This window comes from Nocardioides sp. SYSU D00038 (assembly GCF_016924665.1).
In the GTDB taxonomy this organism is placed as follows: domain Bacteria; phylum Actinomycetota; class Actinomycetes; order Propionibacteriales; family Nocardioidaceae; genus Nocardioides.
In genome coordinates this window covers 1-19,302 of the sequence record NZ_JAFFJT010000014.1, presented here as the reverse complement: position 1 = coordinate 19,302, position 19,302 = coordinate 1, and the positions used below count along the sequence as shown (strand labels likewise).

Annotated in this window: 20 protein-coding genes; 12 read left to right on the top strand and 8 right to left on the bottom strand. The window is 73.9% G+C overall.

The genetic code is table 11. The annotated features are described in order from the left end of the window. Positions 1-47 precede the first annotated feature (47 nt). From JT721_RS07070 to JT721_RS07045, 6 genes are all read left to right on the top strand, one after another. Positions 48-779 (top strand): FadR/GntR family transcriptional regulator, encoded by a 732-nt coding sequence (locus JT721_RS07070; protein ID WP_205472254.1) that lies wholly within the window; start codon positions 48-50, stop codon positions 777-779. An 11-nt stretch (positions 780-790) separates the two neighbouring features. Next, complete coding sequence (locus tag JT721_RS07065) at positions 791-2,176, top strand: glutamine synthetase family protein (RefSeq protein ID WP_307827931.1); 1,386 nt, start codon at positions 791-793, stop codon at positions 2,174-2,176. An 11-nt stretch (positions 2,177-2,187) separates the two neighbouring features. Beyond that, a complete protein-coding gene (locus JT721_RS07060; RefSeq protein WP_205472253.1) occupies positions 2,188-3,543 on the top strand; it encodes an aldehyde dehydrogenase in 1,356 nt (451 codons plus the stop codon). A 43-nt stretch (positions 3,544-3,586) separates the two neighbouring features. Beyond that, a complete protein-coding gene (locus JT721_RS07055; RefSeq protein ID WP_205472252.1) occupies positions 3,587-4,366 on the top strand; it encodes a 3-oxoacyl-ACP reductase in 780 nt (259 codons plus the stop codon). Between the two features lie 7 nt (positions 4,367-4,373). Then, positions 4,374-5,081 (top strand): gamma-glutamyl-gamma-aminobutyrate hydrolase family protein, encoded by a 708-nt coding sequence (locus JT721_RS07050; RefSeq protein ID WP_205472251.1) that lies wholly within the window; start codon positions 4,374-4,376, stop codon positions 5,079-5,081. Between the two features lie 74 nt (positions 5,082-5,155). Next, positions 5,156-6,139, top strand: a complete 984-nt coding sequence (locus JT721_RS07045) for an alpha/beta hydrolase (RefSeq protein WP_307827930.1) — start codon at positions 5,156-5,158, stop codon at positions 6,137-6,139. A gap of 1 nt (position 6,140) precedes the next feature. Here JT721_RS07045 and JT721_RS07040 read toward each other — a convergent pair whose 3' ends face one another. After that, the gene (locus tag JT721_RS07040; protein ID WP_205472250.1) at positions 6,141-7,148 is read right to left on the bottom strand and encodes a hypothetical protein; all 1,008 of its coding nucleotides are present in this window, start codon (positions 7,146-7,148) and stop codon (positions 6,141-6,143) included. A gap of 102 nt (positions 7,149-7,250) precedes the next feature. On the opposite strand from JT721_RS07040, the gene JT721_RS07035 reads away from it, so the two are divergent. Further along, a complete protein-coding gene (locus JT721_RS07035; protein WP_205472249.1) occupies positions 7,251-7,664 on the top strand; it encodes a hypothetical protein in 414 nt (137 codons plus the stop codon). A gap of 143 nt (positions 7,665-7,807) precedes the next feature. Here the strand turns inward: JT721_RS07035 and JT721_RS07030 are convergent, their stop codons facing one another. From JT721_RS07030 to JT721_RS07015, 4 genes are all read right to left on the bottom strand, one after another. Continuing rightward, on the bottom strand, positions 7,808-8,575 hold the full coding sequence (locus JT721_RS07030) for a sulfite exporter TauE/SafE family protein (RefSeq protein ID WP_374220880.1): 768 nt from the start codon (positions 8,573-8,575) through the stop codon (positions 7,808-7,810). Then, entirely contained in the window at positions 8,572-9,747 is a 1,176-nt protein-coding gene (locus JT721_RS07025) for an SPFH domain-containing protein (protein WP_205472248.1), read from the bottom strand. The genes JT721_RS07030 and JT721_RS07025 overlap by 4 nt, the downstream gene beginning before the upstream one ends. 10 nt (positions 9,748-9,757) lie before the next feature. Next, a complete protein-coding gene (locus tag JT721_RS07020) occupies positions 9,758-10,219 on the bottom strand; it encodes an NfeD family protein (RefSeq protein ID WP_205472247.1) in 462 nt (153 codons plus the stop codon). A gap of 107 nt (positions 10,220-10,326) precedes the next feature. Further along, on the bottom strand, positions 10,327-11,130 hold the full coding sequence (locus JT721_RS07015; RefSeq protein WP_205472246.1) for an ABC transporter ATP-binding protein: 804 nt from the start codon (positions 11,128-11,130) through the stop codon (positions 10,327-10,329). Between the two features lie 92 nt (positions 11,131-11,222). On the opposite strand from JT721_RS07015, the gene JT721_RS07010 reads away from it, so the two are divergent. Next, positions 11,223-11,987 (top strand): hypothetical protein, encoded by a 765-nt coding sequence (locus tag JT721_RS07010; RefSeq protein WP_205472245.1) that lies wholly within the window; start codon positions 11,223-11,225, stop codon positions 11,985-11,987. 20 nt (positions 11,988-12,007) lie between these two features. Here JT721_RS07010 and JT721_RS07005 read toward each other — a convergent pair whose 3' ends face one another. Beyond that, positions 12,008-12,217 (bottom strand): hypothetical protein, encoded by a 210-nt coding sequence (locus tag JT721_RS07005; protein ID WP_205472244.1) that lies wholly within the window; start codon positions 12,215-12,217, stop codon positions 12,008-12,010. 109 nt (positions 12,218-12,326) lie between these two features. Between JT721_RS07005 and serB the strand changes: the two genes are divergently transcribed. Continuing rightward, a complete protein-coding gene (serB, locus tag JT721_RS07000; protein ID WP_205472243.1) occupies positions 12,327-13,550 on the top strand; it encodes a phosphoserine phosphatase SerB in 1,224 nt (407 codons plus the stop codon). Between the two features lie 7 nt (positions 13,551-13,557). Here serB and JT721_RS06995 read toward each other — a convergent pair whose 3' ends face one another. Next, positions 13,558-14,070, bottom strand: coding sequence for a histidine phosphatase family protein (locus JT721_RS06995; protein ID WP_205472242.1), 513 nt, complete (start codon positions 14,068-14,070; stop codon positions 13,558-13,560). A 74-nt stretch (positions 14,071-14,144) separates the two neighbouring features. On the opposite strand from JT721_RS06995, the gene JT721_RS06990 reads away from it, so the two are divergent. The 3 genes from JT721_RS06990 to JT721_RS06980 all read left to right on the top strand — a co-directional run bounded on the left by JT721_RS06990 (position 14,145) and on the right by JT721_RS06980 (position 18,678). After that, the gene (locus JT721_RS06990; protein WP_205472241.1) at positions 14,145-15,203 is read left to right on the top strand and encodes a cyanophycinase; all 1,059 of its coding nucleotides are present in this window, start codon (positions 14,145-14,147) and stop codon (positions 15,201-15,203) included. Next, positions 15,200-17,989 carry a cyanophycin synthetase gene (gene cphA, locus JT721_RS06985; RefSeq protein ID WP_205472240.1) on the top strand — a complete coding sequence of 930 codons (2,790 nt, stop codon included), beginning with the start codon at positions 15,200-15,202 and terminating at the stop codon, positions 17,987-17,989. Before JT721_RS06990 ends, cphA begins: the two co-directional genes overlap by 4 nt. A gap of 89 nt (positions 17,990-18,078) precedes the next feature. Continuing rightward, the gene (locus JT721_RS06980) at positions 18,079-18,678 is read left to right on the top strand and encodes a hypothetical protein (RefSeq protein WP_205472239.1); all 600 of its coding nucleotides are present in this window, start codon (positions 18,079-18,081) and stop codon (positions 18,676-18,678) included. Between the two features lie 51 nt (positions 18,679-18,729). Here JT721_RS06980 and JT721_RS06975 read toward each other — a convergent pair. Continuing rightward, positions 18,730-19,302 (bottom strand): hypothetical protein (locus tag JT721_RS06975; protein WP_205472238.1); only part of this gene is annotated, 573 nt, incomplete at its 5' end.

Sequence of the window (19,302 nt, the reverse complement as noted above, 5' to 3'; positions counted from 1 at the left end):
CGTCGGGTCCCGTTGACGCCCCCCGACCCCGACCACAGGATTGCGCCATGACCGCGACCCCCGAGCACCTGCCCGAGGCGGTGCTGCGTCCGGTCCGGGGTCACCACGCGTTCGAGGCGTGCGTGGAGCAGCTGGCCACCGCGATCCGGCTGGGCGTCTACCCGCGCGGGTCGACGCTGCCCCCGGAGCGCGACCTGGCCGCGCGCCTGGGGGTCTCTCGGGCGACGTTGCGCGAGGCGATGGCGGCGCTGCGCGAGGCGGGGCTGGTCGAGACCACCCGCGGTCGCGGCGGCGGCACCGTGGTCACGCTCAAGCCCTCGACGCCCTCGGGCCGCGCCGCCGCGCGGACCACCGCTGCCCGGCGTCGCGACTGGCTCGACGCCCTCGACTACCGGCGCATCGTCGAGCCCGGCGCCGCCCACCTCGCCGCGTCGCGGCGGCTGCCGGCGGACCGGCGGATACAGCTCGAGCAGGCGCTGGCCGAGGTGGAGGCGGCGCGCCGGCCCGCCGAGCACCGGCAGGCCGACTCGCGCTTCCACCTCACCGTCGCCGCGCTCACCGACTCGCCGCGCACGGTCGAGGCGGTCACCCAGGTGCAGTCGGTGCTGCACGAGATGCTGCTGGCGATCCCGGTGCTCGACACCAACATCGCCCACTCCGACCGCCAGCACGCCCGGGTCGCCCGGGCGGTCCTGGCCGGCAAGCCCGACCACGCCCGCCGGGCGATGGCGGAGCACTGCGACGACACGGCCGCGCTGCTGCGCGGGCTCGTGGGATGAAGGAGACGCCCGTGGCCGACCCCCTGCACGTGGACCTGCGCAACGACCGGCACCTCTCGATGGCCGATCTGGTCCGGAGGATCGAGGACGGCGCGGTCGACACAGTCGTCGTGGCCTTCACCGACATGCAGGGTCGCCTGCAGGGCAAGCGCCTGCACGGTCGCTACTTCGTCGACCACGTCGTCGACCACGGCACCGAGGGCTGCAACTACCTGCTCGCGGTCGACGTCGACATGAATACCGTCGACGGCTACGCGATCTCGTCGTGGGAGCGCGGGTACGGCGACATGGAGTTCGTGCTGGACGAGCGCACGATCCGGCTGCTGACCCACCTGCCGGCGACCGCGATGGTGCAGTGCGACCTGGTCTGGCCCGACCACACCCCGGTGGCGCAGTCGCCGCGCAGCATCCTGCAGCGCCAGCTCGGCCGGTGCGCCGAGCACGGCTGGGTGGCGCTGGCCGGCACCGAGCTGGAGTTCATCGCGTTCGACACCACCTACGAGGCTGCCCACGACGCGCGCTGGCGCGACCTGGTGCCGGTCAACCAGTACAACGTCGACTACTCGATCCTCGGGACCACGCGCGTGGAGCCGCTGCTCCGGGCGATCCGCAACACCATGTACGACGCCGGGCTCGACGTCGAGGGTGCCAAGGGCGAGTGCAACTTCGGGCAGCACGAGATCGGCTTCCTCTACGCCGACGCCCTCACCACCGCCGACAACCACGTCGTCTACAAGACCGCCGCCAAGGAGATCGCGGCCCAGCAGGGCAAGGCGATCACCTTCATGGCGAAGTACGACCAGCGCGAGGGCAGCTCGTGCCACATCCACCTCTCGCTGCGCGGCACCGACGGCGAGCTGGTGTTCTGGGACGAGGAGTCCGGGGCACGCACCCCGCTCTACGACCAGTTCGTGGCCGGTGTGCTCGCCACCGCCGCGGACTTCACCCTGCTCTACGCGCCGAACGTCAACTCCTACAAGCGGTTCGCCGACGGCTCGTTCGCGCCGACCGCGATCGCCTGGGGTCTCGACAACCGCACCTGCGCCCTCCGGCTGGTCGGCCACGGCGCCGGCGCCCGGATGGAGAACCGGCTGCCGGGCGCCGACGTCAACCCCTACCTCGCGATCGCCGCCATGCTCGTCGGCGGGCTGCACGGCATCGAGAGCGGGCTGGAGCTCGAGGACGAGCTCGTCGGCAACGCCTACACCTCCGACCGCCCCCGGGTCCCGCAGACCCTGGGGGCCGCGCGCGAGCGGTTCGCGGCCTCGGCCGTGGCCCGCGCCGCGCTGGGCGACGAGGTCGTCGACCACTACGTCAACATGGCCGACGTCGAGCTCGCCGCCTACAACGCCACCGTCACCGACTGGGAGCTGCGCCGCGGCTTCGAAAGGCTCTGAGAGCACCACCCATGGACACCTTCACCGTCGTCAACCCCGCGACCGAGCAGCCGGTCGCCGACGTGCCGCTCGCCACGGTCGAGCAGGCCGACGCCGCGATCGCGTCCGCCCATGAGGCCTTCCACGCCTGGCGCGCGGTCTCCCCCGGCGACCGGGCCGCGCTGCTGCGCCGGTTCGCCGCGGTCGTCGACGCCCACGTCGACGAGCTGGCCGAGCTGGAGGTGCGCAACGCCGGCCACACCTGGGGCAACGCGCGCTGGGAGGCCGGCAACGTCCGCGACTGCCTCAACTACTACGCCGGCGCTCCGGAACGGCTGTTCGGCCGCCAGATCCCGGTGGCCGGCGGCACCGACGTCACCTTCCACGAGCCGCTCGGCGTGGTGGGCGTGATCGTGCCGTGGAACTTCCCGATGCCGATCGCCGGTTGGGGGTTCGCCCCCGCGCTGGCCGCCGGCAACACCGTGGTGCTCAAGCCCGCCGAGCTGACCCCGCTCACGGCGGTCCGGCTCGGCGAGCTGGCGCTGGAGGCCGGGCTGCCCGAGCACGTGCTCACCGTCCTGCCGGGCAAGGGCTCGGTCGTCGGCGAGCGGTTCGTCACCCACCCCCTGGTCCGCAAGGTCTGCTTCACCGGCTCCACCGACGTGGGCAAGCGGATCATGGCCGGCTGTGCCGACCAGGTGAAGCGGGTGACGCTGGAGCTCGGCGGCAAGAGCGCCAACATCGTGTTCGCCGACAGCGACCTGGCCGCGGCGGCCGCCAGCGCGCCGTACGCCGTCTTCGACAACGCCGGCCAGGACTGCTGCGCCCGCTCCCGGATCCTGGTCGAGCGCTCGGCGTACGACGAGTTCCTGACCCACCTCGCCCCGGCCGTCGAGGCGCTGCGGGTGCTCGACCCCAGCGACGAGGCGAGCGAGATGGGCCCGCTGATCTCCTCGGGTCAGCGGGACCGGGTGCGCGGCTACCTCGACGAGGTCGAGGTGGCGATCGCCGGGCAGGCTCCCGACGGGGCCGGCTGGTGGGTGCCGCCGAGCGTGGTGGCCGTCGACGACCCCGCCGCGCGGATCTGGCGCGAGGAGGTGTTCGGGCCGGTGGTGGCGGTGATGCCGTTCGACGACGAGGCCCACGCCGTCGAGCTCGCCAACGACACCGAGTACGGCCTCTCCGGCTCGATCTACACCTCCGACCTCGGCCGCGGGCTGCGGGTCGCCCGAGCGGTCGAGGCCGGCAACCTCAGCGTCAACTCCCACTCCTCGGTGCGCTACTGGACCCCGTTCGGCGGCTACAAGCAGTCCGGCCTCGGCCGGGAGCTCGGCCCCGACGCCCCGATGGCGTTCACCGAGGAGAAGAACGTCTTCCTCGCCCACTGACCCGATCCACCCCCCACCTCGGCACGAAGGAGAACCACCACCCATGGCAGGACGCATCCAGGACCGGGTCGCGGTCGTCACCGGCGGCTGCTCGGGCATCGGCCTGGCGACCGTGCAGCGCTTCGTCGAGGAGGGCGCCCGGGTCGTGATCGGCGACATCGACGACCAGCGCGGCCACGAGGTGGTGGGCCAGCTCGGCGGCGAGCAGGTCGCGACGTACGTGCACGTCGACGTCACCGACAAGGAGCAGGTCGACGCACTCTTCCAGACCGCCAAGGACACCTACGGCTCGGTCGACATCGCGTTCAACAACGCCGGCATCAGCCCGCCCGAGGACGACTCGATCCTCGACACCGACCTCGATGCCTGGCGCCGGGTGCAGGAGGTCAACCTCACCAGCGTCTACCTGTGCTGCAAGGCCGCGATCCCCCACATGCTCGAGCAGGGCCGCGGCTCGATCATCAACACCGCCTCCTTCGTGGCGGTGATGGGCGCGGCCACCAGTCAGATCTCCTACTCCGCCTCCAAGGGCGGCGTGCTCTCGATGTCGCGCGAGCTCGGCGTCCAGTTCGCCCGCCAGGGCATCCGGGTCAACGCGCTGTGCCCCGGGCCGGTGAACACGCCGCTGCTGCAGGAGCTGTTCGCCAAGGACGCCGAGCGCGCCGCCCGTCGGCTGGTGCACGTGCCGATGGGCCGGTTCGGCGAGCCCGAGGAGATGGCGGCCGCCGTGCTCTTCCTGGCCTCCGACGACTCCTCGTTCATGACCGCCAGCACGTTCCTGGTCGACGGCGGCATCTCCGGCGCCTACGTCACCCCGCTGTGAGGCGGCCGTGACGGCTCCGGTCATCGGCCTGTCGACCTACCGCGAGGACGCCCGCTGGGGCGTCTGGTCGCAGCGCGCCGACCTGCTGCCCAGCGACTACGCCGACGCGGTGCGGTCGGTGGGCGGCGTGCCGGTGCTGCTGCCTCCGGTCGACCCGGTGGGAGCGGCGGAGGCGGTGGTCGGGCGGATCGACGGGCTGGTCATCAGCGGCGGCGCCGACGTCGACCCCGGTCGCTACGGCGCCGAGCCCCACGAGCGCACCCGCTCGTGGCGCACCGACCGCGACACCTGGGAGCTCGCGCTGCTCGACGCGGCAGCCGCCGCAGGGGTGCCGTTGCTCGGCGTGTGCCGGGGCATGCAGCTGATGGCGGTGCACGCCGGGGGCGCGCTCGACCAGCACACCCCCGACCTGGTGGGCCACGACGGCCATGACCCGGGTGGCGACGCGTTCGGTGCCGTGGACGTCACCACGGCGGACGGCTCGCGGGTCGGCGGGCTGGTCGGACCGTCGTTGACCGTGAACTGCCACCACCACCAGTCGGTCGCCGCCCACCCGGGCTTCGCCGCGGTCGCGCACGCCGCCGACGGCACCGTGGAGGCGATGGAGGCCCCTGGCGAGCGGTTCTGCGTGGCCGTGCAGTGGCACCCCGAGACCGCAGCCGACGTGGGCCTGCTCGCCGGCCTGGTCGCCGCCGCGGCGTCGTACCGCGGCTGAGGGTCAATGGCCCCCGCGTCCGCGACCGGGTGGGGCTGCCGCCGACTTCGGCCCGGGCCTGCGAGGATGCAGGCGTGCCCGTGGACCCAGCAGACGCCGTCACCGACGTCCTCGGCCGGCCCTTCGCGGCCGAGACGATCCCGCTCCCCCGCGACGACGAGGGCGAGGTGGTCGCCACGCTGGTCTCCCGCGCCTCCGACGTGCCGACGACCAAGGCGGTGCTGCACCTCCACGGCTTCGCCGACTACTTCTTCCAGGCCGAGTTCGCCGAGTGGTGGACCGCGCGCGGCTACGACTTCTACGCCCTCGACCTGCGCAAGTACGGTCGCTCGCTCCGCCCGCACCAGACGCCCAACTTCATCACCGACCTGCGCGACTACTTCCCCGAGCTCGACGAGGCCTGGCGCCGGGTCACCGTGCGCGACGGGCACGACCACGTGGTCGTCTCGGCCCACTCCACCGGCGGCCTGATCAGCGGGCTGTGGGCCGACGAGCGGCGTCCGAATGAGCTCAGGGGCGCCGTGATGAACTCCCCCTGGCTCGACCTCCAGGGCTCGGCGGTGATGCGGGTGGTGGGCACCCCGGTGATCAAGGGCGTGGCCACCCGGCGGCCGATGCGCGAGATCAAGCGCACCGTGACCGGGCTCTACGCACGCAGCCTCCACGTCGACCACGAGGGCGAGTGGGAGTTCAACCTCGACTGGAAGCCGGTCTCGTCGTTCACGGTCTACGCCGGGTGGCTGGCCGCCATCCGTCGCGGTCACGCCCGGCTGCACCGCGGCCTGGGGCTCGACTGCCCGGTGCTGGTGCTGTCGTCGGACCGGTCGTCGACCCCCACGGCGATGGGCGACGACGTGCACGGCACCGACATCGTGCTCTCGGTGCCGCAGATCCGTCGCTGGGCGACGTCCTACGGCAGCCACGTCACCTACATCGCCGTCGCCGGGGCCCGCCACGACGTCGTGCTCTCGCGCCCCGGGCCGCGCAAGCAGGCCTACGACGAGATCGGGCGCTGGCTGGCGGCGTACGTCGCCCCGCCCAAGCGCGACCTGATCTGAGTCAGCCGCCGCTCACCAGCAGCTGCCCGACGGCGTCGTTGGAGACCAGGGTGCCGACGGTGGCCCCGTCGGGGGCGGGCACCGCTCGGCAGGACCGGGCGGCGGCGTCGCAGGCGTAGCGGGCGCCCACCTGCTCCTCCGCGGCCGCGACGCCGACGTCGACGACCACCGTCGACCTCCCGTGCCAGGCGACGCCGAGCACCGCCTCGTCGTCGAGGTCGAGGGGCTCGACCGCCCCGTCCGTCCCGGCGACCACGGCGGGCTCGGGCTGCCCGATGCCGGCGAGCCGGTCGCCGGCGGGGTCGAGGACGGCCGAGAACATGCCCTCGAGCTCGCCGAGGACCTCCCCGTCGCGGGTCCAGGTGGTGACCCGACCGTCGAGGTCGCCGGTCACCAGCAGGTCGTCGTCGAGGTCGAGCACGACGTCGCCGGCGGGCACGAAGCCGAGCGTGGCGGGCTCGTCGTCGCCGGCCCGGTACACCTGCGAGGTCTCGCCGTCGCTCACCGCGACCTCCGCGCCGTGCACGGCACCGGGCAGGGCGAAGGCGTCGACCGGCCAGCGGCCCAGCTCGTCGCCGCTGCCGACCTCGGCCAGCACCAGCTCGCGGCGGCGCCCGGTGCCCTCGACCCAGGCCGCGGAGCCCGACCCGGGGTCGGTGATGGCGAGGCCGAACGTGTCGTCGACGCGCCGCAGCTCGGCGCCGTCGCGGTCGAGCACCAGCACCCGGCTCGCACCGCTGCTGCGCTCCTGGTAGCTCACGACGTAGCCGTCGGTCGAGGAGCCCACCGAGGTGGGGGGCAGGTCGCCGTCGCTCACGGTCGCCCCACCCACGACCAGGTCGCCGTCGAGGACCACCGGGCCGAGCTCGGCGATCCGCGACCGCTTCCCGGCGCCGTCCTCCTCCCCGGAGCCGCCGCGGGTCACCACCCACGCGACGAGGAGGGCGGCGACCACCGCGCCCGCCGCCCCGATCGCGACCCAGCCCCGTCCGCTCACCCGTGCGTCCACGCTGCGAGGGTGCCATGCCGCTGGTGGCGCCCCGCCACGGACCCAGCACCGCGCGGCGAGGGCTCGCACCGTCGCCGAGGGGCGGGCGCTAGTCTCCCTGGGGTGAACCCAGTCACCGGACTCTCCCTCGGCCGGATCGCCGTCGGCACGCTGGCCCTGGCCCGCCCCGACCTGGCCGCGCAGGCCCTCCAGCTCGACGCCCGGGCCAACCCGCAGCTGCCCTACCTGTCGCGGATGTTCGGCTCCCGCGAGATCGCCATCGGGCTCGCGACGCTGTTCGCCAAGGGCCGTGGTCGCACCGGCCTGGTCACGCTGGGCATCGCTGTCGACGCCGCCGACCTGGCCACCGGCCTGATCGGCCCGCGGCAGGGCGAGGTGCCGCAGCGCACCGGCCTGGCCCTCGCCGCCCCGGCCGCGGGCGCCGTTCTCGCGGGGGTCCTCGGCCTGCGCACCACCTCGCGCGCCGACCGCCGGGCGGCGAGGAAGGCGCGCAGGGCGGCCCGCAAGGCTGCCTGACGGGGCGGGTGGTTTCCCCGGTTCACCGGGGAAATCCGCACCTCTCGGCCGGAGTTCTGGCCGAGAGGTCGAGGTTCTGGCCGACAGGTCCGGGCGCACCGGTCGTCAGCCCGGTCGCATCGCCGGCCGCCCGGGTCGGGCGGTCAGGTGAGCAGCAGCACCGTCACTGCGGTGAGGCCGACGACGACGATCAGGCAGCGCAGCACGATCGCGGGCAGCTTGCGCCCGTAGGCCGACGCGAGCACGCCGCCCAGCGTCGAACCCACCGCGATCAGCAGCACCACCACCCAGTCGACGTCGGCCACGACCACGAACAGCAGCCCCGCGACGCCGTTGACGCCGGCGGCGAGCACGTTCTTGACCGCGTTGAGCCGCTGCAGGGGCTCGTCGACGGCGATGCCGAGCACGCCCATCAGGATCACGCCCTGGGCGGCGCCGAAGTAGCCGCCGTAGACCCCCGTGCCCAGGGCCGCGGGCCACGCCCACCACGGGTCGCCGGCCGGTCGGTCGCCCGCGGCCGCGGTCCGGCGACCGGCGACCCAGCGCTGCAGCCGCGGTTGCAGCACGACCAGCACCACGCCCACCATGATCAGCACCGGCACGATCGCCGAGAACGCGTCGTCGGGCAGCACCAGCAGCAGCACCGCGCCCACCAACCCGCCGACCAACGACGCCGAGAGCAGCCGCAGCACCCGGGCGCGCTGCCCGGCGAGCTCGCGGCGGTAGCCGATCGCCCCCGACACCGACCCCGAGACCAGCCCGATGTTGTTGGAGACGTTGGCGGTCACCGGCGGCACGCCGAGCGCGAGCAGGGTCGGGAACGTGATCAGCGTGCCTGAGCCCACGAGCGTGTTGATGCCACCGGCCCCGGTGCCCGCGAGGAGCACCAGGGCCATCTCGGCCGGGCTCACGCCCCGGGCGCCGCTCCGGAGCCGTCGTCACCCGGTGCGGCCGGCGGCGCGTCGGGCTGTGCCGGGGCCGGGGCCTGGGCGTCGGTCTGGGCGACGCCGGCGCCCGCACCGGGGTTGGCGGCGCTGCGCGCCTCGGCGATCGCGGCCTCCACCGCCGCCTGCGCCTCGCTCTGCTCGGCGTCGTTGCCGGAGCCCTTGGGCAGCTGCGGCTCGCTCGGACCCATGTCGATGCGGGTGCGCGGTCCGTCGACCTCCTGCGGGATCCCCTGCAGGTTGCTCATCGTCGACCCCAGGCCCTCGAGCGCCTTGCCGATCTCGCTCGGCACGATCCAGACCTTGTTGGCGTCGCCCTCGGCGATCTTCGGCATCATCTGCAGGTACTGGTAGGCCAGCAGCGACTGGTCGGGCTGGCCGTCGTGGATGGCCTGGAAGACGGTCTGGATGGCCTGGCCCTCACCCTGGGCGCGCAGGATGGCGGCCTCGCGGTCGGCCTGGGCGCGCAGGATCAGCGACTCGCGGTCGCCCTCGGCGTTGAGGATCGCGGACTGCTTGTTGCCCTCGGCGGTGAGGATCGCCGACTGCCGCTGGCCCTCGGCGGTGAGGATGAGCGCCCGCTTGTCGCGGTCGGCGCGCATCTGCTTCTCCATCGCGTCCTTGATCGAGGGCGGCGGGTCGATCCCCTTGATCTCCACGCGGTTGACGCGGATGCCCCACTTGCCGGTGGCCTCGTCGAGGACGCCGCGCAGGCCGTGGTTGATCTCCTCGCGGCTGGTCAGCGTCTGCTCGAGGTCCATGCCACCGACGATGTTGCGCAGCGTGGTCATCGTGAGCTGCTCGACGGCCTGGATGTAGTTGGCGATCTCGTAGGTCGCCGCGATCGGGTCGGTGACCTGGAAGTAGATGACGGTGTCGATCGAGACCACGAGGTTGTCCTCGGTGATCACCGGCTGCGGCGGGAAGCTCACCACCTGCTCGCGCAGGTCGATGAGGTAGCGCACTTTGTCGATGAACGGCACCACGATGTTGAGGCCGGCCGGCAGCGTCTCCTTGTACTTGCCGAACCGCTCGACGACACCGGCGCGGGCCTGGGGGATGATGCGGACGGTCTTGGCCAGCACCGTGATCACGAACAGGAACAGCAGGACGAGCAGGACCAGGACGACGACGGTCATGGGCGTCTCCTCACGCTTCCAGGGAGGGGATGGGGTGGACGTACGCCGTGGCGCCGCGGATCTGCAGGACCTCCACGGTCTCACCGGGCTCGATGACCAGGGTGGAGTCGTACGGCGCCGCGGACCAGATCTCGCCCGCCAGCCGGACCCGGCCGACGTCGAGACCGGTGATCCGCTCGGTCACCACGCCCTGCTGGCCGACCAGCTTGCCGTGGCCGAGCGCGAGCTCGGGGCCCTGGTGCAGGCGCTGGACCAGCCGCGGGCGGACCAGCCCCAGGGTGGCGACCGCCGCGCCGGCGGCGAGCAGCGCCTGGACCACGAACGGCAGCCCGAGCAGCGCGGCCAGCATGCCGACCAGCGCACCGAAGGCGAGCATGGCCAGGAACAGGTCGAGGGAGAACATCTCGGCGATGCCGAGGACGATGCCCACCCCGAGCCACGTCTCCCAGAGGTGATCGCGGAACCAGTCCATGGCCCGACCCTATCGGGTGGTTCCCCCGGCGGAGGGCTCGCTCCGCCGCTCGCGGCCGGGGACCGGGCCCCGTCACCGGCAGGTGACTGGTCGGGTCACTGGTCGGGTCACTGGCCGGCGGCCCGGCGGGTCCGCCGGCGGGCCGCGAACCGGCCGTCGACGCGGTCGAGGGTCAGCGGCATCCCGAACGTGCGCGAGAGGTTCTCCTCGGTCAGCACGTGGTCGACCAGCCCCTGGGCGGTGACCCGGCCACCGCGCAGCAGCAGGGCGTGGGAGAAGCCCGGGGGGATCTCCTCGACGTGGTGCGAGACCAGCACGGTGGCGGGCGAGTCGGGGTCGTAGGCCAGCGTGGAGAGCGTGGCCACCAGGTCCTCGCGCCCACCGAGGTCGAGGCCGGCGCCGGGCTCGTCGAGCAGCAGCAGCTCGGGATCGGTCATCAGGGCCCGGGCGATCTGCACCCGCTTGCGCTCGCCCTCACTGAGGGTGCCGAACGTGCGGTCGCGCAAGCCGGTCACGCCCATCTCCTGCATCAGCCACCGGGCCCGGTCGTGGTCGAGCTCGTCGTAGTCCTCGCGCCACCGGCCGAGCACGCCGTACGACGCCGACACCACCACGTCGGCGACCTTCTCGTGGCGCGGGATCCGCTCGGCGAGCACGGCCGAGGTGAGCCCGATCCGGGGCCGGAGCTCGAACACGTCGACCCGTCCCAGCACCTCCTCGAGCACTGCCGCCCGCCCCGACGTGGGGTGCAGCTGGGCGGCGGCGATCTGGAGCAGCGTGGTCTTGCCCGCGCCGTTGGGGCCGAGCACCACCCAGCGCTCGTCCTCCTCCACGGTCCAGCTGACGCGGTCGAGGAGGAGGTTGTCCCCCCTCCTCACGGTCACGTCGGTGAGCTCGAGGACGGCGGACATGGTCCGACCCTATCGACCTCCCGCCGCACCGCGGCGGCGTGGCCCGGAGCGGCCGTCGGCGGACCGCGGGGCGGCGCGTATCGTCGCGCGCCGTGAGCCCCGACTCCCCCGCCACCGCCGCGCCCTGGGCGACCCGCCTCGCCTGGTGGGGCACCGCCTGGCTGCGCGGTTGGGCGGCCCCCGACGACCTGCTCGACGCGGTGATCGGCGAGGAGGCGACCCACACGGTCGCCGGCCTGGCGGCGCTGGGCCTCGGCGGCGACGACGCCGCCGTGACCCTGATGGCCGGGCTGGCCCGACTGCGGGTGGAGGGCGCGACGTCGTTCGGCGCGGCGTACCCCGTCGAGGGTGACCTGGTGGGCCTGGGCGGCCCACCGGCGTTCAACAGCGAGGCCGTCGATGCCGGCCAAGCGGTGGTGGCGTCGGGCGCCGGCGTGGGGCTGGTGCCGGTGCGGGTCGGCGCGGTGGTCACCTGGCACGCCCTGCCCGCGGCACCGCGCCAGCTGCCCGACCTCGGGGAGGCCGACCGGGGCCTGCGCGCCGCTCTGCTCGCGGCCGCCGACGAGCTGGCCTCCCTCGACGTCGCCCGCTGGCGCCCCGAGGTCGCCGACCAGCTGATGAACCTCCGGCACCGACGGAGCTTCCTCGCTCCCGACGGCGTTCCCCAGCGCAGCGTCGACCTGCTGTCCCGGGCGGTGCAGGCGCTGCAGGTGGTGGACCTGGCGCTCGAGGACGACGGCGGAGCCGTGAGCCTGCACGAGATCCAGGCCCGGCGCGCCGCGTTGGAGCCGCTGGCCCGCGCCGGCCGGCACGCCATGGTCGCGGCGTCGTCGCCCGAGGCGTGGCCCCCGGACTGACCGCCGCACGGACCAGGCGCTCAGACGTCGACCGGGGCCCACTCCGCGTGGCACGAGCGACAGTGCCGTGCGGTGGTGGCGAGGTGCGGCCAGGCCGGCTCGTGGCCCTCGTCGGACCCCGTGGCCCCCTCGAGGTTGGCCCAGGCCCAGCTGTCGACGGCGACGTCGTCGACCCGGGTCGAGCCGCACTCGCGGCACGAGGCCGTCGGCGTTGCGGGGAGGGTGGTCACCCGTCGATGGTGCGCGCGCCCGCGCACCCGCGCAGCGGAACGCCGGAACTCCTGGCGGGTGGCCCAGACACCTGGCCCGGGACGGGCCATGCCCTAGCCTCGTGCCGACATGACCGACCGTGACGGCTCCCGCCCCGAGACCCTGCTGATCACCCTCACCGGCAAGGACCGGCCCGGGGTGACCTCCACGCTGTTCGCCACGCTGGGCCGGGCCGGGGTGGAGGTGGTCGACGTCGAGCAGATCGTGCTCCGGGGCAGGCTGATCCTCGGCCTGCTCGTGACGGTCCCGCGCGACTGGCGCCGGCTGCGCGAGGCGGTCGAGCGCACCGCCGCGGAGCTCGACATGGCCGTCGAGGTGGAGCGCGGGTCGGGCGACAACCAGGCCCGCCGGTCGGGACGCTCCCACGTCACCCTGATCGGCACCCCCCTGAGCGCCGCCGCGATGGCCGCGGTGGCGGGGCGGATCGCCGACAGCGGCGCCAACATCGACCGGATCGAGCGGATGGCGCGCTACCCCGTCACCGCCATCGACCTGCACGTCTCGGGCGCCGACCCCGACGCCCTGCGTCGGGTGCTGGCCCTGGAGGCCGCGGCCCAGGGCGTCGACATCGCCGTCCAGCCAGCCAACCTGCTCCGCCGCGGGATGCGGCTGATCGTGATGGACGTCGACTCCACCCTGATCCAGGGCGAGGTCATCGAGATGCTCGCCGCCCACGCCGGCTTCGAGGACGAGGTCGCCGCAGTCACCGAGGCCGCCATGCGCGGCGAGCTCGACTTCGAGGAGTCGCTGCGGGCCCGGGTCAAGCTGCTGGCCGGCGTGCCGGAGGCCGCGCTCGACCAGGTCTACGACGCCATCGTGCTCAACCCCGGTGCGCGGACCCTCGTGCGCACCCTGCGCCGGCTCGGCTACCGCTTCGCCCTGGTCTCCGGGGGCTTCAGCCAGATCACCGACCGGCTCGCCGCCGACCTCGGCATCCACTACGCCCGCGCCAACCAGCTCGCGGTCGTCGACGGCGTGCTGACCGGCGAGCTGGTCGGCGACGTCGTCGACCGCGCCGGCAAGGCGCGCGCGCTGCGCGAGTTCGCCGCCGAGCTGGGACTCCCGGAGGCGGCGACGATCGCGATCGGCGACGGCGCCAACGACCTCGACATGCTCGACGCCGCCGGCCTCGGCATCGCCTACAACGCCCGGCCGGTCGTGCGCCAGGCCGCCGACACCTCCGTCAACGTCCCCTACCTCGACGCGATCCTCTACCTGCTCGGCATCTCCCGCGAGGAGATCGTCGCCGCCGACGCCGAGGTGGGCATCGTGACGCCCTCGCCCCCGGTCTGAGCCGGGCTCAGGCCTCCGGGCCGCGGCCGACGTGGAACGCCACCACCCGGGCCGAGGCCTCCTCCAGGTCGGCCCAGCGGCCGTCGTGCTCCAGCACCGTGAGGGCGGCGGTCGGGAAGCCGAGCGCCATCTCGTTGCCGGCGTCCTCGTCGCCCTGGCCGTCGTCGAGGAGCTGCGCGAGGTGGCCGACGGTGGGGTTGTGCCCGACGACGACCAGGGTCCCGACCTCCTCGGGAGTGAGCCGCACCAGGTCGAGGGCCGACTCCGGCCCGGCGTCGTAGAGCGCCTCGTCCGGCTGCGCCTCCAGGTCCCAGCCCGCGCCCTCGGCCACCGACTCCCAGGTCTGGAGGGTCCGTGCGGCCGCCGACACCAGCGCGGCGTCGGGCGCCAGCCCCCGCGCGGCCAGCCATCGACCCGCCTCCTCGGCGTCGGCCAGGCCGCGGTCGGTGAGTCGTCGCTCGAAGTCCGTGGGAGCCGACTGCTCGGCGCTGGCGTGGCGCATCACGACGATCGTCTTCACGCACCCAGCGTGGCAGGCTCCACCCGACCCCGCCACAGCCCGGTCGGAGGACCCGCCCCACTAGGGTGGCGGGCATGCCCCGCGGACCCCTCTTCGTCATCGGCGGCGCCGAGGACAAGCTGCGCAAGCGCCGGATCCTCAAGGAGTTCGTCGCTGCCAGCGGGGGCCCGGAGGCCCGGATCGCGGTAGTCCCGACCGCCTCCAGCCTCGGCGACGAGGTGGTGGAGGTCTACGACGCCGTGTTCCGCGCCGAGGGCGCCGCCGAGGTCCTGTCGGTGCGGCCCGAGGACCGCGACGGCGCCCACGACCCCGCCCTGGTCGAGCGGCTCGAGCAGGCGACCGGCGTCTTCATGACCGGCGGCAACCAGCTCAAGCTCAGCGCCATCCTGGGCGGCACCCCCGTGGGCGACGCGATCGTGGCGGCCCACCACCGCGGCGCGGTGGTCGGCGGCACCTCGGCCGGGGCCAGCATCCAGTCCAGCCACATGGTGGCGTTCGGTGTCGGCGGCGCGACCCCCAAGCAGCGGATGACCCAGGTCGCCGCCGGGCTCGGGCTGATCTCCGCCACCGTCATCGACCAGCACTTCGACCAGCGCAACCGCTACGGGCGGCTGCTGATGATCGTCAGCCAGTCGCCGCAGCTGCTCGGGATCGGGGTCGACGAGGACACCGCCGCGGTCGTGACCCGCGCCGACGTCGACGGCGAGACCCACGAGCTGCTCCGGGTGATCGGCAAGGGGGCGGTCACGATCGTCGACCCCGCCCGCCTGGTCACGAACTCCTACGAGGCCCGCCGCTCGGCGGCCCTGCTGGTCAGCGGCGTCGTGCTGCACGTGCTGCCCGACGGCGCGGAGTTCGACCTCACCACCCGCACCCTGGTGCCGCAGGCCGCCACCCCCGACCCCGACGAGGCCGCCGAGATGGCCGAGGCCGGCCGCGACCTGCGCCAGCTGGCGCGCGACATCGCGGCTGCCGACGCCTCCCCCTCGGTGCTGCGCCGGCGCCTGGCCCGTCGCACCCGGTCGCGGCCTTCCGGTCCCGGCCGGGCGGCGGAGCCCCCGAACCAGTCGGTGGACCGGTCCACCGACACGCCCCGCGACCCCTCCCGCACCTCGGACGGAGATCCCGCGTGACCGAGCGTCCCACCCCCGACCTGACCATCCTCGAGACCCGCGTCTACCGCGGGGCCAACGTCTGGTCCTACGACAAGGCGATCCACCTCGTCGTCGACCTCGGCGCGCTGGAGCGGTTCCCCACCGACACGCTGCCCGGGTTCACCGAGAACCTGCTGGAGATGCTGCCGGGGCTGCGTGACCACTCCTGCTCGCGCGGCCGGCGCGGCGGATTCGTGGAGCGGCTGCACGAGGGCACCTGGCTCGGGCACGTCGCCGAGCACACGGCCCTTGCGCTCCAGCAGGTCGTGGGTCACGACATCCGGCGCGGCAAGACCCGCCAGGTCAAGGGCCGCGAGGGCGTCTACAACGTGGTGTTCGGCTACCAGGACGAACAGGTCGGGCTCGCGGCCGCGCGGCTCGCCGTGCGCCTGGTCAACCACCTGGTGCAGGCCGACCCCGAGCTGGACTGGGACGACGAGCTGGAGTCGTTCATCCTGCGCGCCGAGCGCACGGCGTTCGGCCCCTCCACCCAGGCCATCCTCGACGAGGCCGTCTCGCGCGACATCCCCTGGCTGCGGCTCAACCAGCACTCGCTGGTGCAGCTGGGGCAGGGCGTCCACGCCAAGCGGATCCGCGCCACCATGACGTCGGCCACCTCGGCGATCGCGGTCGACATCGCCTCCGACAAGGACCTCACCACCCGCCTGCTCAGCGCCGCCGGCCTGCCGGTGCCCAAGCAGGAGACCGTGCGCACCGAGGACGCCGCCGTCCGCGCGGCCGAGCGGATCGGCTACCCCGTGGTGGTCAAGCCGCTCGACGGCAACCACGGCCGTGGGGTCTGCCTCGACCTCGGGTCGGCCGACGACGTGCGGGCGGCGTTCGCGGTCGCCCAGGAGCAGTCGCGCCGCGGCGTCATCGTGGTCGAGTCGCAGATCACGGGCAAGGACTACCGCTGCCTGATCATCGACGGCCGGGTCGCCGCGATCGCCGAGCGGGTGCCCGCCAGCGTGACCGGCGACGGCATCTCGACGGTCGAGCAGCTGGTCGACACCGCCAACGCCGACCCGCGCCGCGGCGTCGGGCACGAGAAGGTGCTCACCCGGATCAAGGTCGACGACGCCGCGGTCGAGCGGGTGCGGGCCCAGGGGTTCGAGATGACCGACGTGCCGCCCGAGGGCCAGGTGGTGCGGCTCGCACTCACCGGCAACATGAGCACCGGCGGCATCTCGATCGACCGCACCTTCGAGGCGCACCCCGAGAACGTCGAGATCGCCGAGGAGGCCGCCCGGATGGTAGGCCTCGACATCGCCGGCATCGACTTCATCTGCCCCGACATCACCGAGCCGGTGCGCGAGACCGGCGGCGCGATCTGCGAGGTCAACGCCGCGCCGGGGTTCCGGATGCACACCCACCCGACCATCGGCGAGCCGCAGTTCATCGCCAAGCCGGTGGTCGACATGCTGTTCCCGCCCGGAGCCACGTCGCGGATCCCGATCGTGGCGGTGACCGGAACCAACGGCAAGACCACCACCTCGCGGATGATCAGCCACATCTTCAAGGGCATGGGCCGCAAGGTCGGGATGACCTCCACCGACGGCGTGGTCATCGACGAGCGGCTGGTGATCCGGGCCGACGCGTCGGGTCCGCGCTCGGCCCGGATGGTGCTGCAGAACCCGCGCGTCGACTTCGCCGTCTTCGAGGTGGCCCGGGGCGGCATCCTGCGCGAGGGTCTGGGCTACGAGCGCAACGACGTCGCCGTCGTGCTCAACGTCCAGCCCGACCACCTCGGCCTGCGCGGCATCGACACCGTGGAGCAGCTTGCCGACGTCAAGGCGGTGCTGGTCGAGGCGGTGCCGCGCGACGGCCACGCCGTGCTCAACGCCGACGACCCGTTGGTGCGCGAGATGCGCCGCCGCTGCTCGGGCCAGGTGGTGTGGTTCTCGATGGAGGAGCCCGGCTCGGAGATCCGGGACATGATCGACGCACACTGCCGTCGCGGCGGCAAGGCGCTGGTGCTCAACCCATCCGAGCGCGGCGAGATGATCGTGGTCAAGCACGGGCCCCGCGAGATGCAGCTGGCCTGGACCCACCTCCTGCCGTCGACCTTCGGCGGCCGGGCCCGGATGAACGTGCAGAACGCGCTCGCAGCCGCCGCCGCGGCGTTCGCGGCCGGTGCGCCGCTGCACGACATCCGCCAGGGCCTGCGGTCGTTCTCGACCAACTACTACCTCTCCCCCGGCCGCCTCAACGAGGTCGAGGTCAACGGCGTCAACGTGATCGTCGACTACTGCCACAACGCCCCCGGGATGAAGATGCTGGGCGACTTCGTCGACCGGGTCGGCGACTCGCTGGAGTCGAGCCACGAGCTCGCCCGGCCGTCGCGGATCGGCATCGTCGCGACCGCCGGCGACCGTCGCGACGAGGACATGCGCGAGCTGGGTGCGATCGCCGCCCGCCACTTCGACGTCGTGATCGTCCGCGAGGACGCGAACCCGCGCGGCCGCGAGCCCGGCGAGGTGGCCGGTCTGGTCACCGAGGGGGTCCGGCAGGCGATGGCCGACGGCGCCCGGTGCAAGCAGGTCGAGGAGGTGCACGACGAGATCGCGGCGGTCCGCCGGGCGATGACGCGCTCCCACCCCGGCGACCTCGTGGTCATCTGCGTCGACAAGCACGCCGCGGTGATGAGCGAGCTCGAGACCTGGTCGAGCCAGGCGCAGGCCGGTGCCGGCGTGACCACCGACGTCCCCGCGGCCGACCCCGACTTCGTCGCCCCCAGCGACGCCGGCGACGACCCGACCGCCTGACCTCACCCCGGGTTTCTTTGCCTGAGCACGGCGGGGATGCCCCGAACGGGCCATTGCCGGAGTTCCGGGCGCTCCCTAGGGTCGCGAGCATGACGACCTTCCTCGGGAAGCTCCTCGCCCTGCTCCTCGCCACCGTCCTGCTGCTGACCGGCTGCGGCGGCGACTCCGGCGACGACGGCGGCGGGGGCGACGGCTCCAGCGCCGCGGGCGACTCCGGCGACTCCGGCGACGGCGGCGGCGACTCGGGCGACGACTCGGGCGACGACTCGGGTGATGACGGCCCGTTCGACGTCTGCGGACTGCTGGCGACCGCCGACATCGAGGCCGTCTTCGGCGGTCCGTGGGACGACGGTGAGGCCACCCACCTGGAGCAGACCGGGGGCGACCAATGCATCTGGGGCAACTCCGACCCGCCGCCGGTCAAGCAGTTCTCGGCCGTCGTCTACCGCGAGGGGCACCTCTCCGAGGGCTTCGAGGACGCCGGTGTCACCGTGAAGTCCCTCTACGAGGACACCAAGGAGCTCATGCAGGACATCGAGGAGCTGGACCTCGGCGACGACTCCTACCTCAGCACGTCGACCATCTACGTGCTCGACGGCGACACCTCCTACGAGTTCTCCACCGTGCTCGGCACCAGCCCCGAGGCGATCCAGGGGCTGCGCGAGCTGGCCGAGAAGGCGGTCGGCTGACGCTCGTGGTAGCGGCAGGACCTCGTCGAGCAGCCCGTCACCGGGCTGACGTCACGGTGCGTCGACGGTGACGTGCTGGCGGAAGTCGCGCGTGAGCTCGGCCGCGGCCGGGAGGCTGAGCCCCTCGATCGCGTAGGTCACGACGCCGAGCGTGGTGGCGTCCGCCCAGCCGCACGACGTGAGCTGGTCGGTGACCCGCGGGGCGGTCACGGCCGCGCAGGCCAGCGCCCCGCCGAGGGCGCCGGCGTCGGCGAAGGTCGGTCGAGGTACGCCGGCGCTGGCGAGGTACCCCGCGAGCGCGGTGCGCGGCCGGGCCAGCTCGCGGCCGAGCTCGCTGTCTGGGTCGGGCACCAGGCCGAGGAAGGCCAGCGCCCCGCCCGCGGCCCGCGCGTACTCGGCGAAGACCACCAACGCGCCGATGTCGCCCACGGCCGCCACCTGCTCGGCCGCGCGCGCCCGGCCGGCCGGCGTGCGGTCGAGGGTCCAGCCGCCGGCGGTACGGGGGGTGTCGAGCGAGTGGCGGGGCGGCGGCTCGGCCCGGTCGGCGGGGGCAGGGTCCCCGCCGACCACCACGAGCACCCCCACCGCCGGGGCGGCGGCCCCCCCGGCCGCGGCGCGGGGGGC

Coding starts and splice junctions, on each gene's coding strand:
- JT721_RS07070 (WP_205472254.1), top strand. CDS start 48: ATGACCGCGACCCCCGAGCACCTGCCCGAGGCGGTGCTGCGTCCGGTC.
- JT721_RS07060 (WP_205472253.1), top strand. CDS start 2,188: ATGGACACCTTCACCGTCGTCAACCCCGCGACCGAGCAGCCGGTCGCC.
- JT721_RS07055 (WP_205472252.1), top strand. CDS start 3,587: ATGGCAGGACGCATCCAGGACCGGGTCGCGGTCGTCACCGGCGGCTGC.
- JT721_RS07025 (WP_205472248.1), bottom strand. CDS start 9,747: ATGACCGTCGTCGTCCTGGTCCTGCTCGTCCTGCTGTTCCTGTTCGTG.
- JT721_RS07020 (WP_205472247.1), bottom strand. CDS start 10,219: ATGGACTGGTTCCGCGATCACCTCTGGGAGACGTGGCTCGGGGTGGGC.
- JT721_RS07015 (WP_205472246.1), bottom strand. CDS start 11,130: ATGTCCGCCGTCCTCGAGCTCACCGACGTGACCGTGAGGAGGGGGGAC.
- serB (WP_205472243.1), top strand. CDS start 12,327: ATGACCGACCGTGACGGCTCCCGCCCCGAGACCCTGCTGATCACCCTC.
- JT721_RS06990 (WP_205472241.1), top strand. CDS start 14,145: ATGCCCCGCGGACCCCTCTTCGTCATCGGCGGCGCCGAGGACAAGCTG.
- JT721_RS06980 (WP_205472239.1), top strand. CDS start 18,079: ATGACGACCTTCCTCGGGAAGCTCCTCGCCCTGCTCCTCGCCACCGTC.